This is a genomic window from Stenotrophomonas sp. YJH_SMC_130, from assembly GCF_059369035.1.
This window is the reverse complement of sequence record NZ_JCAFSH010000006.1, coordinates 114,324-128,154: the sequence shown is the minus strand read 5'-3', so window position 1 is coordinate 128,154 and position 13,831 is coordinate 114,324. Positions and strand designations below refer to the sequence as shown.

The 13,831-nt window shown below is 65.5% G+C and carries 14 protein-coding genes; 7 read left to right on the top strand and 7 right to left on the bottom strand.

Translation table 11 applies throughout. From position 1 onward, the window contains the following. Positions 1-221: 221 nt before the first annotated feature. Both AC5P5V_RS10730 and AC5P5V_RS10725 read left to right on the top strand, forming a co-directional pair. The gene (locus AC5P5V_RS10730; protein ID WP_134969186.1) at positions 222-2,093 is read left to right on the top strand and encodes an ABC transporter ATP-binding protein; all 1,872 of its coding nucleotides are present in this window, start codon (positions 222-224) and stop codon (positions 2,091-2,093) included. Between the two features lie 80 nt (positions 2,094-2,173). After that, a complete protein-coding gene (locus AC5P5V_RS10725) occupies positions 2,174-2,953 on the top strand; it encodes a ferredoxin--NADP reductase (RefSeq protein ID WP_049439380.1) in 780 nt (259 codons plus the stop codon). 94 nt (positions 2,954-3,047) lie between these two features. Here the strand turns inward: AC5P5V_RS10725 and AC5P5V_RS10720 are convergent, their stop codons facing one another. Continuing rightward, entirely contained in the window at positions 3,048-3,527 is a 480-nt protein-coding gene (locus AC5P5V_RS10720) for a glutathione peroxidase (RefSeq protein ID WP_134969187.1), read from the bottom strand. A 130-nt stretch (positions 3,528-3,657) separates the two neighbouring features. On the opposite strand from AC5P5V_RS10720, the gene AC5P5V_RS10715 reads away from it, so the two are divergent. Next, a complete protein-coding gene (locus AC5P5V_RS10715; RefSeq protein WP_134969188.1) occupies positions 3,658-5,826 on the top strand; it encodes a M3 family metallopeptidase in 2,169 nt (722 codons plus the stop codon). A 127-nt stretch (positions 5,827-5,953) separates the two neighbouring features. Here AC5P5V_RS10715 and cfa read toward each other — a convergent pair whose 3' ends face one another. The 3 genes from cfa to AC5P5V_RS10700 are packed head-to-tail and all read right to left on the bottom strand — an operon-like array spanning position 5,954 to position 8,310. After that, positions 5,954-7,069, bottom strand: a complete 1,116-nt coding sequence (gene cfa, locus AC5P5V_RS10710; RefSeq protein WP_061477996.1) for a cyclopropane fatty acyl phospholipid synthase — start codon at positions 7,067-7,069, stop codon at positions 5,954-5,956. Positions 7,070-7,088: 19 nt separating this feature from the next. After that, entirely contained in the window at positions 7,089-7,970 is an 882-nt protein-coding gene (locus tag AC5P5V_RS10705) for a DUF3298 and DUF4163 domain-containing protein (protein ID WP_061477997.1), read from the bottom strand. A 37-nt stretch (positions 7,971-8,007) separates the two neighbouring features. Then, positions 8,008-8,310: a GNAT family N-acetyltransferase gene (locus tag AC5P5V_RS10700; RefSeq protein ID WP_005417588.1), complete on the bottom strand. Its 303-nt coding sequence runs from the start codon at positions 8,308-8,310 to the stop codon at positions 8,008-8,010. A gap of 208 nt (positions 8,311-8,518) precedes the next feature. On the opposite strand from AC5P5V_RS10700, the gene AC5P5V_RS10695 reads away from it, so the two are divergent. Continuing rightward, positions 8,519-8,680, top strand: a complete 162-nt coding sequence (locus tag AC5P5V_RS10695; protein ID WP_180883853.1) for a hypothetical protein — start codon at positions 8,519-8,521, stop codon at positions 8,678-8,680. A 48-nt stretch (positions 8,681-8,728) separates the two neighbouring features. Here AC5P5V_RS10695 and AC5P5V_RS10690 read toward each other — a convergent pair whose 3' ends face one another. Continuing rightward, positions 8,729-9,352 (bottom strand): rhomboid family intramembrane serine protease, encoded by a 624-nt coding sequence (locus tag AC5P5V_RS10690; RefSeq protein ID WP_005417591.1) that lies wholly within the window; start codon positions 9,350-9,352, stop codon positions 8,729-8,731. A gap of 7 nt (positions 9,353-9,359) precedes the next feature. Beyond that, positions 9,360-10,925 (bottom strand): POT-type proton-dependent oligopeptide transporter, encoded by a 1,566-nt coding sequence (locus AC5P5V_RS10685; RefSeq protein WP_061477998.1) that lies wholly within the window; start codon positions 10,923-10,925, stop codon positions 9,360-9,362. Positions 10,926-11,087: 162 nt separating this feature from the next. Between AC5P5V_RS10685 and AC5P5V_RS10680 the strand changes: the two genes are divergently transcribed. Further along, positions 11,088-11,936, top strand: coding sequence for an endonuclease/exonuclease/phosphatase family protein (locus AC5P5V_RS10680; RefSeq protein ID WP_061477999.1), 849 nt, complete (start codon positions 11,088-11,090; stop codon positions 11,934-11,936). A 71-nt stretch (positions 11,937-12,007) separates the two neighbouring features. Here AC5P5V_RS10680 and AC5P5V_RS10675 read toward each other — a convergent pair whose 3' ends face one another. Beyond that, positions 12,008-12,619: a superoxide dismutase gene (locus AC5P5V_RS10675; protein WP_005410310.1), complete on the bottom strand. Its 612-nt coding sequence runs from the start codon at positions 12,617-12,619 to the stop codon at positions 12,008-12,010. A 219-nt stretch (positions 12,620-12,838) separates the two neighbouring features. Between AC5P5V_RS10675 and AC5P5V_RS10670 the strand changes: the two genes are divergently transcribed. Further along, positions 12,839-13,291: a guanyl-specific ribonuclease gene (locus tag AC5P5V_RS10670; protein ID WP_061478000.1), complete on the top strand. Its 453-nt coding sequence runs from the start codon at positions 12,839-12,841 to the stop codon at positions 13,289-13,291. Further along, positions 13,291-13,704, top strand: coding sequence for a barstar family protein (locus AC5P5V_RS10665; RefSeq protein WP_061478001.1), 414 nt, complete (start codon positions 13,291-13,293; stop codon positions 13,702-13,704). Before AC5P5V_RS10670 ends, AC5P5V_RS10665 begins: the two co-directional genes overlap by 1 nt. Positions 13,705-13,831: the final 127 nt, after the last annotated feature.

Sequence of the window (13,831 nt, the reverse complement as noted above, 5' to 3'; positions counted from 1 at the left end):
CGCATCCATGCGGCTCACGCCCCTGCGACCTGACCCACCCCGCCTTCGATAGTTCACTGGAGCTGCTGGTAGGTGTCGACCTCGGTCGACACGGTAGATCCACGCCATGCGTGGATGCGGGAGGGTCAGATCCCTTTGTGTGGCAAAGGGATCTGACCCCGGTGCCGGCCACACGGCTGCACTGACCCCCTCTGCACGTAGCAGGCGCGCACAATACGCGCATGCCTGCTTCCGCCACCGCTGGCGCTGCCGCCGCGAAGAAACCCAGCCTGCGCCAGCGCTTCAGGGCGATGCGCAATCTGCCCCCTTTCCTGCGCATGGTCTGGAAGACCAGTCCGGCGCTCACCCTGGCCAGCCTGGGGCTGCGCCTGATCCGTGCCCTGCTGCCGGTGGCGATGCTGTACGTCGGCAAGCTGATCATCGACAGCGCCCTGCACCTGAGCCAGCACGATGCCGGCTTCCCGCCGCTGGGCGAGGCGCTGTCCAGCGGCCTGCTCAATCCACTGCTGGGCCTGCTGGCACTGGAATTCGGCCTGGCCATCGCCTCGGACCTGCTCGGCCGACTGGTCAGCTACGCCGACGCTCTGCTTTCCGAACTGTTCGCCAACGCCACCAGCATCCGCCTGATGGAACACGCCGCGACGCTGGACCTGGAGGATTTCGAAGACCCGGACCTGCAGGACAAGCTGGACCGTGCGCGCCGCCAGACCATGGGCAGGATGAACCTGATGAGCCAGCTGTTCGGCCAGGTGCAGGACGCGATCACCGTGGCCAGCCTCGCCGTCGGCCTGCTGGTCTACGCGCCGTGGCTGATCCTGCTGCTGGCGCTGGCACTGGTGCCGGCCTTCATTGGCGAATCGCACTTCAACGCGGCCGGCTACAGCCTCAACTTCCAGTGGACGCCCGAGCGCCGCCAGCTCGACTACCTGCGCCAGCTGGGCGCCAGCGTGGAAACGGCCAAGGAAGTGAAGATCTACAACCTGCACCGCTTCCTGGTGGAGCGCTACCGGCGCCTGTCGGTGGCATTGTTCCAGGCCAACCGCGCCCTGGCACGGCGCCGCGCGTTCTGGGGCACGCTGCTGGCTGCGCTGGGCACGCTGGGGTATTACACCGCCTACGCCTACATCGCATGGCGCACGGTGCGCGGGGACTTCTCGATCGGCGACCTGACCTTCCTCGCCGGCAGCTTCCTGCGCCTGCGCCAGCTGCTGGAAGGCCTGCTGATCGGCTTCTCGCAGGTGGCCAGCCAGGCGCTGTACCTGGATGACCTGTTCTCGTTCTTCCAGATCCAGCCGGAAATCCACTCGCGCGATGGGGCCGTGCGCGTGTCGCAACCGATCCGCCAGGGCTTCGTATTCGAGAACGTCGGCTTCCGCTACCCCGATGCCGAACAGTGGGCGGTGCGCCATCTGGATTTCCAGCTGCACGCCGGCGAAGTGCTGGCCCTGGTCGGCGAGAACGGTGCCGGCAAGACCACCCTGGTAAAACTGCTGGCACGGCTGTACGAGCCGGACGAAGGCCGCATCCTGCTCGACGGCCGCGACCTGCGCGATTACGACCTGGATGACCTGCGCGCCAACCTCGGGGTGATCTTCCAGGACTTCGTGCGCTACAACCTCAGCGCCGGCGAGAACATCGGCGTCGGCCAGGTCGAGGCGATGGACGACCAGGCACGCATCGCTGACGCGGCGCGACGCGGCATGGCCGAGGAAGTCATCGACGACCTGCCCGGCGGCTACGACCAGCAGATCGGCCGCCGCTTCAAGCAGGGCGTGGACCTGTCCGGTGGCCAATGGCAGAAGATCGCCATTGCCCGCGCATGGATGCGCAATGCGCAGGTGATGATCCTGGATGAGCCAACGGCAGCGCTGGATGCCCGCAGTGAGTTCGAGGTGTTCCAGCGGTTCAGGGAACTGGCGGATAATCGCACCGCAGTACTGATTTCCCACCGCTTTTCCTCGGTACGCATGGCCGACCGCATCCTGGTGCTGGCCGATGGCCGGATCGAGGCCAGCGGCACCCATGCGCAGCTGATGGCGCAGGGCGGCCGCTATGCCGAGCTGTTCGAGCTGCAGGCGGCGGGTTACCGCTGAGAACGCCTCTCGTTCCGCCCAATGAGAACTTGTCTCATTTGAGATAGAATCACCCCCGACGACTTTCGATAGATACGCCCATGTCCTCCGCTTTCGGCGCCGAAACGGTGCTTGAGGTCCGTCACTGGACCGATGCCTACTTCAGCTTCACCACCACCCGCGACAGCGGTTTCCGCTTCGAGAACGGCCAGTTCGTGATGATCGGCCTGGAAACCGAGGCGCGACCGCTGCTGCGCGCCTATTCCATTGCCAGTGCCAACTGGGAAGAACAGCTGGAGTTCTTCAGCATCAAGGTGCAGGACGGCCCGCTGACCTCGCGCCTGCAGCACATCAAGCCGGGCGACAAGGTACTGGTCGGCAAGAAGCCCACCGGCACCCTGCTGATCAGCGACCTGCATCCCGGCAGGAACCTGTACCTGCTGGGCACCGGCACCGGCCTGGCGCCGTGGCTGTCGGTCATCAAGGACCCGGAAACCTACGAGCGCTTCGAGAAGGTGATCCTCTGCCACGGCGTGCGCTACGAGAAGGACCTGGCCTATCGCGATTACTTCGAGAAGGAACTGCGTGAGCACGAGTTCCTCGGCGAAATGATCGGCGACAAGCTGCTGTACTACCCGGCCGTCACCCGCGAGCCGTTCGCCAACCAGGGCCGCCTGACCCAGCTGATGGAGAGCGGCGAGATGCAGCGCACCCTCGGCCTGCCGGAACTGAGCCCGGAAAACGACCGCGCGATGATCTGCGGCAGCCCGCAGATGCTGGCCGACCTTCGCACCGTGCTCGATGCCCGGGGTTTCCAGGTTTCGCCGCGCATCGGCCAACCGGGCCACTACGTGTTCGAACGCGCGTTCGTCGAGAAATAACCCATCGCATCTGTAGAGCCGAGCCCGCGCTCGGCTTGCGCGCGGCGCGCGCTCTCGGAGTCAGCCGGAAAAGCAGCCGAGCGTGGGCTCGGCTCTACAGCAGCGCTTCGATCGCGCTGCGCAACTGCTCCGGCCGGGTGGTGGGCGCATGCCGCGACACCACCTGCCCCTGGCGATCGACCAGGAACTTGCTGAAATTCCACTTGATGCGGGCACTGCCGAGCAGGCCACGCTTTTCGTGCGTCATCCAGGCCCACAACGGATCAGCGCCCTCGCCGTTGACCTCGATCTTCTCCGACAGCGGAAAGCTGACCGGGTAATCCAGCGAACAGAACTGGCGGATCTGCACCGCGTCCCCCGGCTCCTGCGCGCCGAACTGGTTGCACGGGAAGCCGATCACTACCAGGCCGCGTTCGCGGTAGTCCTGCCACAGCTGTTCCAGCCCGGTGTACTGCGGGGTGAACCCACAGCGGCTGGCGACGTTCACCAGCAGCAACGGGTGGCCCTGATAACGGGCCAGCGCCTGTGGATGGCCGTCGAGGTCACGGAAGCTGAAATCGTAGGCGGTGGTCATGGTGGCGGGCCGTGGGCGGTAAATGCATGGTACCCGCGCCCGGACCCGGCAACATGCCTTTTGACACAAGTGCGGGCGCCGCCGGCCGGGTTACCCTCGGGCCCTTGTTTGCCTTACCGGAGTTCCTGCCTTGACCACCCGCCTTGCCCTTGCCGTGGCCATGTCCCTCGGCCTTGCCCTGCCCGCCTTCTCGGCCGGCGCCGCCACCCCGGCTGCCAGCACCCATGCCCAGCAGGCCAATCCGTTCTTCGCCGAAAGCCCGCTGCCCCTGCATTATCCGCAGTTCGACAGGATCAAGGACAGCGACTTCGCCCCGGCCTTCGACGCCGGCATGGCGCAGCAGCTGAAGGAAGTGGAAGCGATCGCCAACAACAAGGCCAAGCCGACCTTCGACAACACCATCATCGCCCTGGAAAAGAGCGGTGACATCCTCGACCGCGCGACCACCGTGTTCTTCAGCCTGGTCGGCGCCGATACCAATGACACCCGCAAGAAGCTGCAGGCCGACTACTCGGCGAAGTTCGCCGCGCACAGCGATGCGATCGCGCTGAACGGCAAGCTGTTCGCCCGCATCCAGGCGCTGTACGACACCCGCGGCCAGCTGGGCCTGGACGCCGAAGGCGTGCGCCTGGTCGAGAAGTACTACGACAACTACGTGCGCGCAGGCGCCAAGCTGTCCGACGCCGACAAGGCCAAGCTGAAGGAGATGAACGCCGAGCTGGCCAACCTGGGGACCAGGTTCAGCCAGAACGTGCAGTCGGAAGTGAACGCTTCGGCGATCACCGTCGACGACGTCAAGGAGCTGGACGGCCTGTCCAAGGAGCAGATCGCCGCCGCCGCCGAAGCTGCCAAGGCCCGCGGACAGGACGGCAAGTACGTGATCACCCTGCTCAACACCACCGGCCAGCCGCCGCTGACCAACCTGGCCAACCGCGCCCTGCGCCAGAAGATCTACGAAGCGTCGGTCAGCCGCGGCAGCCGCGGCGGTGAGTTCGACAACACCGCGCTGGTTTCGCGCATCATGCAGCTGCGTGCCGACAAGGCCAAGCTGATGGGCTTCCCGAACTTCGCCGCCTACAACCTGACCAACCAGACCGCCAAGACGCCGGAAGCGGTCAACGCGATGCTGGGCAAGCTGGCTCCGGCCGCCGTGGCCAACGCCAAGCGCGAAGCTGCCGACCTGCAGGCGATGATCGACCAGGAACAGAAGGCGGCCGGCAAGCCGACGTTCAAGCTGGAACCGTGGGACTGGGCCTTCTACAGCGAGAAGGTGCGCCAGGCCAAGTACAACTTCGACGAGTCGCAGCTGAAGCCGTACTTCGAAATGAAGAACGTGCTGGAGAACGGCGTGTTCCATGCCGCCAACCTGGAATTCGGCCTGACCTTCAAGCAGCGCACCGACCTGCCGGTCTATCACGATGACGTCACCGTCTACGACGTGTTCGATGCCGACGGCAGCCAGCTGGCGATCTTCATCTTCGACCCGTATGCACGCGCCTCCAAGCGCGGTGGCGCATGGATGAACTCCTACGTCTCGCAGTCCAAGCTGACCGGCTTCAAGCCGGTGGTCGCCAACCACCTGAACATCCCGAAGCCGCCGGCCGGCCAGCCGACCCTGCTGACCTGGGATGAGGTGAACACCACCTTCCACGAGTTCGGCCACGCCCTGCACGGCATGTTCTCCAACGTGAAGTACCCGTACTTCTCGGGTACCTCGGTGCCGCGTGACTTCGTCGAGTTCCCCTCGCAGGTCAACGAGATGTGGGCTGACAACCCGGTCATCCTGAAGAACTACGCCAAGCACTACCAGAACGGTTCGGCGATGCCGCAGGCGCTGCTGGACAAGGTGCTGGCGGCGGCCAAGTTCAATCAGGGCTTCGCCACCACCGAGTACCTGGGTGCGGCCATGCTTGACCAGCGCTGGCACCAGATCGGCGCCGACCAGGTGCCGGCGGCCAAGGACGTGATGGCCTTCGAGCGCGCCGCGCTGGAGAAGGACGGCATCTACTACGCGCCGGTTCCGCCGCGTTACAAGACCCCGTACTTCAGCCACATCATGGGCGGCTATTCGGCCGGCTACTACGCCTACATCTGGTCGGAAGTGCTCGACGCCAACACCCAGAAGTGGTTCAAGGACAATGGCGGCCTGAGCCGCAAGAACGGCGACCACTTCCGCGCCACCCTGCTGTCCAAGGGCGGCAGCGTCGACGCGATGCAGCTGTTCCGCGATTTCGCCGGCCACGAGCCGCAGATCGAACCGCTGCTGGAAAAGCGTGGCCTGACCGGCGCCGGCAACTGATCGCCTGCGCGCTAGCGTGAAACGAAAGCCGCCCGGGAGACCGGGCGGTTTTTTTGTTGTGGTTGGGGTCAGAGCCCTTTTCTGTGAAAAGGGATCTGACCCCGGGTTCTCCGACCCCGCGCTGGCTTCATCGTGGCGCCACGTATCCGCCCGGCACGCCTTCCGGCGATAGCACCAGCTGCCACAGCTGCGCGTGCCGGCAGCGGAAGGTGGCCATCGACCCGGCCAGGTAGAAGCGCCACATGCGGCGGAAGTGCTCGTCATAGCGCGCATCCAGCCGTGGCCACGCTGCTTCCACGTTGCGCCGCCATGCCTGCAGGGTCAGGTCGTAGTCGGTGCCGAAGTTGTGCCAGTCTTCCAGCACGAAACGGCCTTCGAACGCCCGGGTGATCTGCGCCGCCGACGGCAGCATCGAGTTGGGAAAGATGTAGCGCGCGATCCACGGATCGGTGCGATGCCGGGAGATGTTGGTGCCGATGGTGTGCAACAGCAGCAGGCCGCGCGGCGACAGGCAACGCTTGGCCACCTCGAAGAAGCCCGCGTAGTTCTTGTCACCGACGTGCTCGAACATGCCGATCGAGAAAATCGCATCGAACGGTTCGTCCAGCTCGCGGTAGTCCTGCAATCGGATCTCGATCGGCAGGCCCGCGCACAGGTTCCGCGCGAACTCGGCCTGCTCCTGCGAAATCGTCACGCCGACGCCACTCACACCGTAGCGCTCAGCGGCGAACTTCAGCGCTTCGCCCCAACCGCAGCCAATGTCCAGCACGCGCTGGCCCGGGCGCAGGCCCAGCTTTCGGCAGACCAGGTCGAGCTTGGCTTCCTGTGCGGCGTCGAGATCATCGGCGTTGCGCCAATAGCCGCAGCTGTAGACCAGGCGCTGGCCCAGCATGGCCTGGTAGAGATCGTTGCCCAGGTCGTAATGACGGCGCCCGACCTCGTAGCTGCCCTGCCCCGCCTGCAGGTTGAACAGGCGCGCCTTCAGCGCATCGGCCACTTCGCGCCAGCCGTGCACCCGTTCATCCAGGTGCGCCTGCATCAGGTGGGCGAGGAATTCATCCAGAACGTTCGCATCCCACCACCCTTCCATGTAGCTCTCGCCCAGGCCGAGCGAGCCTTGGCCCATGACCCGCGCGAAGAAGCGCGGGTCATGCACCTGGATGTCCTGTGGCTGGGTACCGCCGATGCGGACCCCGGCTTCGTGGAGCAGGCCGGCGACCCGCTCCTGCAACCCTGTATCCACGTCACCTCCTCGACTGCGGTCAACCGCGTGCGAACAGCTCCACGTAGTCCTTGGCCACGTGCGGCAACAGCACCGCCGCCGGTACATCGGCGGTCTGGGTGCCGTCCGAGTATGGACCCACCTGGTACGGAGGGAAAACAAAGCGCAGCGCGGTGATCTGCCCCTTGTCGTCGGTCAGTGGCTGGAACTGGCTGAAATTGTCGGCCTGCGGGCCAGTACCGTCGGCGATCATGCGCGATGCGTTGCGCAGCGCTTCCTGCAGCTGGGCCGGGTCCATGTCCTCGCCGCTGAGGCGGGTGGCCACGCGTTCGCGCAGCTGGTCGGCGACGAACTCACTGATCACCTTCCAGCCCTTGGCATCGGCCACCAGCTTGTCGGCGCTGAGCATCTGCTGCTGCTGCGGCAGCCACACGAAGCGCGCCACCAGCGGTTCGCCATGGGCGCCGCCGGTATAGCGGCTGCCATCAGCACTGACCACCACCAGCTGCGGCGTTTCCAGCAGCTTCTCGAAGCTCAACGACAGCTCGTAGGGCATGGTCGGCTTGTCGTTGCCCAGCCCGTCCAGCGCCTGCTGCAGGTCGCTGCGTGCGCTGGTGGCATAGTCCTGCAGCGCGCGCGCCAGGCCGGGGTAGCGGTCGATACCCGCCGGGTAGCTGATGCCCACCACCTCACGCTCGTTGTTTTCGATCACGTCGCGCAGGTCCAGCGGCGCTTCCGTGGCCGGCGTCTCGCCGGCGGCGGTGGCTTCGGCGGCGGGCGCCGCGTCGGTCGCCGGTGCCGGCTCGCTTTCACGCTGGCAACCGGCCAGCAACAGCACGCCCACCACGCCGGCCAGCACGCTGCCGTGCAATGGCCGGTTGTTTCCAATCTTCATCGGGATCCCCTGTTCATGTTTGTACATCATCGCCTGCCATGGCTGAAGCGTGGCCCGCTGGCACTCAGCCAACGAGCAGGTCGTGGTACTCCTCGTGCCGCTGCAGGAAAGCCTCGGCGTAGGAACATGCCGGCACCACCTTGTACTTCTGCTCGCGGGCGAAACGCAGTGCCACGCGGGTCAGCTCACCGGCGATGCCACGGCCGGCGATCGGCTCGGGCACCTCGGTGTGGGTGATCACCATGCGCTTGCGCTTGATCTGGTAGTCCAGCACCGCCAGCTGTCCTCGCACACGGGCGGTGAAGCGGTGGTTGGCCAGGTCGTGTTCGACCTCGTAGGCCAGACCGGGGGGCGTGACCGAAGCCATGGAACTGTCTCCTGCGGCGACTGCGTGGATGGTGCGCAGCCGGGCGCCATGATCGCGTGAAGCCTGAACAGGGGCAAGTCCAGTCCATTCACGTCAGTTTTCGCCCTCAAGCTGGAGGCGGGCCGGCCGCTATCGCCTATGGAGGGGTACGGCCAGGCTGGCACGACCCTTGCGACCGTTGACCATGCGCACCACCGTGGAGGCTCCCATGCACGCCAGCAATTCCCATTCCGATACCGACCGCGCCCTGCTGGAGGGCCTGCTGCAACTGGCGGTGGAAGGGCAGACCGAGGATCAGGATTTCCAGCGCATCGGCGAGGAAGTGTTCGCCCGCCTGCTGGATACCTACGGCCACACGACCCAGGCCTGAAACCGGATACGCCGGGGCCGGATCCACAGGATCCGACCCCGGCACGCTTCAGCCGCCCAGGCGGAAGGTCGGGTTGGAGAGTTCGCGCAGGAAGTGGTTGAAGATGCTCGGCTGCATGGCCAGCATGAAAATCACGCCGAACGCCGCACCTGCCAGGTGCGCGCTGTGGTTGATGCGGTCGCCGCCGCGCTTGTCCATCCAGATGCTGTAGCCGACGTAGAACGCGGCATAGATGATCGCCGGTGCCGGGATGAAGAACACCAGGATGATCGACCACGGCTTGATCAGGATGAAGGCGAACAGCACCGCCGACACCGCACCGGATGCCCCGAGGCTGAGGTAGTTCGGATTCTTCTGGTTCTTCAGGTAGCTGGGCAGGATCGAGACCAGCAGCGCGCCGATGTAGAACGCCGGGTAGGTCAGGTAGCTGCCGGTCAGCTGCACCATCACACTCTCGATGAATCCCCCGAAGAAGAACAGGGTGATCATGTTGAAGATCAGGTGCGACCAGTCGGCGTGGATGAAGCCATAGGTCACCAGCCGGTCGTACTGGCGATGGCGGTCGACGGCCGGCGGCCACAGGATCAGGCGATCGGCCAGCTTGCGGTTGTTGAACGCCATCCACGACAGGATGGCGGTGATGGCGATCAACAGCAGATTGACAGGGGTCATGTCAGGCTCAGGCGCTACGGTAGTTATCGACCATACGATAGCGTTTCGCGTACCAACCGAAGGCCAACGCCGCGACGAAGGCGAAACCGGCGAAGAAGAACATCAGGAACGCCGCTTCGCTCAGGCCCGTACTGGCAATCCTGTGGGTCACGGCATCGTTGCGCACGGCAGCGTTCGACAGCAGCACCCACAGGTTGCCGATGGTGGTGGTCAGGTTCCAGAAGCTCATCACCACGCCCTTCATCGCCTGCGGCGCCTGGCTGTAGGCGAACTCCAGGCCGGTGGCCGAGACCAGCACCTCACCGAAGGTCAGCAGCGCATACGGCAGCATCTGCCAGAAGATCGACATGGCGTTGCCGCCGTCCATCACCACCTGGATGCCGCCGACCACGATCCAGGCCAGGCCGCTGAAGGCGATGCCGGCGGTCATGCGGCGCAGCGCGGTCGGCTCAAAGCCGAAGCGGCGCAGGGCCGGGTACAGCACCAGGTTGTTGAACGGAATCAGGATCATCACCAGCAGCGGGTTCAGCGCCTGCATCTGCGAGGCGGTGAACCAGCTCGGCATCTGCATCTGCTGGCCCTGCAGGACCCAGGTCGAGGCCTTCTGGTCGAACAGCGAGAAGAACGGCGTGGTCAGCGCGAAGATCACCAGCACGCGCAGCACCGAGCGCACGCCTTCCACGGCTTCGGCCGGATGCTGGCCACGGGCGCGGTCCAGCTGCAACCAGGTACCGCCACCGATGCCGGCGAGGATGGCCACCAGCGCCAGGCACAGGCAGATCACGATGCCCAGCGAGCCGACCAGGCCGAACGAGGCCGCCGCCAGCGCCAGGCCGAGCACGGCGATCACCAGGCCCGGACGGCCCTGGCCGGCCACGCGCGTGGTCAGCGCGGTACGCACCACGTTGGCGAATGAATGCGGATCCTTCGGCGGCAGCGGCACCAGCACGTAGCGCTTGCGGCCCAGCCAGAACACGAAGGTAGCAATGAACATCAGGATGCCCGGGATACCGAACGCCCACTGCGGACCCCAGTTCTTCAGTGCCAGCGGGATCAGCAGCGAGGCGAACAGCGAGCCGAAGTTGATGATCCAGTAGAAGGCGTCGAAGACGATCTTGGCCAGGTGCTTGTTGCTCTGGTCGAACTGGTCGCCCATGAACGAGGCCACCAGCGGCTTGATGCCACCGGCACCCAGCGCGATCAGGCCCAGGCCGAGGAAGAAGCCCTCGCGGCTGTTCTCGAACAGCGCCAGGCACAGGTGGCCGGCGCAGTAGACCAGGCTGAACCAGAGGATGGTGTGGTATTTGCCGAAGAACCTGTCGGCCAGCCAGCCACCGAGCAGCGGGAAGAAATACACGCCGATCATGAAGCTGTGCATGATGTCCTTGGCTTCACCGGCACGGCCTTCCGCAGTGATTTCCTGCAGCAGCAGCGAGGTGATCAGGAACTGCACCAGGATGTTGCGCATCCCGTAGAAACTGAACCGTTCGCAGGCCTCATTGCCGATGATGTACGGAATCTGGCGCGGCATCTTTCCTTGGCCGGCGATGGGGGCGACTGCGTCGTGGCTCATCCTGTAAGGCATTCCTGCAAAGCGAAAGGCGCAAGGTTACCGGAACCAGGACCTGCGAAGCACGCTGCAGGGCTGCATGACAACGGTGCCAATCCATGGCAGGCAGTGCAGGCCCTGCCGGAAGTCACGGCACCTCCACGACAAAAGCGTAAACTTATCGTTATGTGCCCCCTCGCCCCCGCCCGCCTCCTGCTCAGCTGCCTTGCGCTGTTGCTGGCATTGCAGGCGCAGGCACGACCACAGGCGCCGGCCGCCGTTGCCAGTGAGAGCGAACCTCGGCAGCTGACGGTCGCCGCGCTGGAGCTGCCCAGCCGCGATGACGCGCAATGGAAGCAGCGCCGCGAGCAGGTCGCACAACTGCTGACTGACCTGCAGCCGGACGTGATCTCGGTGCAGCAGGTGCTGCAGCAGCAAGGCCGCAACCCGGCCTGCTGGCTGGCCAGCCGGCTGCGCTACAGCTGCGACTTCGTCACCGCCGACCCACCCAGCCAGCCACTGCGCCATGGCAATGCCATGCTTACCCGGCTGCCGGTGAGCGAGGACGGCGTGACCCTGCTGCATCCTCCCGGCACCTTCAGTGCGGCCGGCATGATGCGCCTGAAGCTGGGCGAGGCGCTGGTCAACATCTATGTGGCGCGGCTGCGCCCGGACCCGGACGAGGCCACTGCCCGCCAACACCAGACCAGCGACCTGATGACCTGGATCGGCGCCACCGCCGAAGGCATGCCCAGCCTGATCGCGGGCGACTTTTCGGCCAGCACGGTGGAGCTGGTGCGGAGCACGCCCGGCTTCCAGCCGGCACGGCGCAATCCCGGCGGCCGCCCCGAGCCGCCTGCGGCCAGTGGCGGCGGCGCCAGTGGCCACGGCTTGGACGTGCTGTTCCAGGTCAAGCACTTCGGCGGCATCCGCCAGCAGCCGATCCTGCTGCCCGCCGACGGCGACCTGCCCGGACTGCGCCTGGGCGTGTTGGCAACCCTGCGCCTGCAGGACGCTACGGCCACGGCGGAATAGGTCGTGCCGGGATCCTGCAACAGAAAAGGCCGGGGTCTCCCCCGGCCTTTCCACTCATCCCGTCACCGCGATCAGGCGATCGCTTCCTGGTAACGGCGCTCGACTTCATTCCAGTCGATGACGTTGAAGAACGCGCCGATGTATTCCGGGCGGCGGTTCTGGTACTTCAGGTAGTACGCGTGTTCCCACACGTCCAGGCCGAGGATGGGGGTGTTGCCTTCCATCAGCGGGCTGTCCTGGTTGCCGGTGCTCTCGACCACCACCTTCTTGTCCGGGGTCACGCTCAGCCACGCCCAGCCGCTGCCGAAACGGGTCAGCGCCGCCTTGGTGAAGGCATCCTTGAACTTGTCGAAACCGCCCAGGTCCTTGTCGATGGCCTTGGCCACGTCACCCACCGGGTTGCCACCTGCGTTCGGGGCCATCACGGTCCAGAACAGCGAGTGGTTGGCATGGCCACCACCGTTGTTGCGCACCGGACCCTGCAGGTTCTCCGGCAACGACTTGAGCTTCTTCACCAGCTCTTCGACCGGCAGGTCAGCGTATTCGGTGCCTTCCAGCGCCGCGTTGACGTTGTTGATGTAGGTCTGGTGATGCTTGGTGTGATGGATTTCCATCGTCGCCGCATCGATATGCGGCTCCAGCGCGTCGTAGGCGTAGGACAGCTTGGGCAGGGTGTAGGCCATGATGCATCTCCTGATTGCGAGGGCACCCGACGATGTCGGGCGGTGCGCCGTGAATGATGGGGACAGACCCGCAGATTACCAAGGGGGATGTAAAGGAAATTGCGTCCTGCCAGTGAGCACGACGGCAATTGTTACGCAGCAGTGACGCGGCGCCCTCCTCATGCGCCATGCAGCGCGCAGGCGCTACAGTGCGTGTACCACCCTCGCCCGCCCCTGCCCATGCGCAACCCCCGGCTGCTGATCACCGCCATCGCCCTGCTGCTGCTCGGCCTGGTCGCCAACCATTTCCTGCAGCGGCCGCCGGCGCCACAGTTCGCACCGGACCTGCAGGGAACACCGACCGCACGGGCCCCTGCCACGGCCACGCCCGGACGGGACAACGGCCTGCCCGCGTTCCTGCCCACCGAAGCACGCCAGACCATTGCCCTGATCCAGCGAGGCGGTCCATTCCCGCACCGCCAGGACGGCACCACCTTCGGCAACCGCGAGCAGCAGCTGCCGCAACGTCCGCGTGGCTACTACCGCGAGTACACCGTCGACACCCCCGGTGCACGCACGCGTGGCACGCGCCGCATCGTCACCGGCGGCGATCCGCCGGAGGCGTGGTACTACACCGACGACCACTACGAATCGTTCCGCAGCTTCACCGTACCGGCCCAGGGAGCGCAGTGATGAGCCACGATGATTTCGGCCTCGGCCTGCATGACATCAACAATGCCGGCGTCTATGCCATCGACAGCGATGACATCGGCGCACTGGCCGCAGCGATGCGCGATGCCAGCCTCAAGGTGATCCGCATCGATCTGGAGGGCGTGACGGACAAGCGCACCCTCCTCGCCCGGCTCGCCGCGCAACTGGATTTCCCGGCCGGTTTCGGCGGCAACTGGGATGCACTGTCGGACAACCTGCGTGATCTGCAATGGCTGCCGGCCAACGGCTACGCGCTGTTCCTGTGCGATGTGGACGCGCTGCGCGCCGCCGCACAGAGGGACTTCGACACCCTGCTGGACGTGATGGATGAAGCCAGCCGCGATTGGGTCGGCCGCGACGTCCCGTTCTGGGTGTTCCTGTCGCAGAGCGCGTAAGGGCAACGCCCTGATAGAGGCTGACCTTGGTCGGCATGGGCGTGCCCCCCCATGGATCATCCACGCATGGCGTGGATCTACCCGGCGCAGCTGGATGCACAGTAGATCCACGCCATGCGTGGATGCG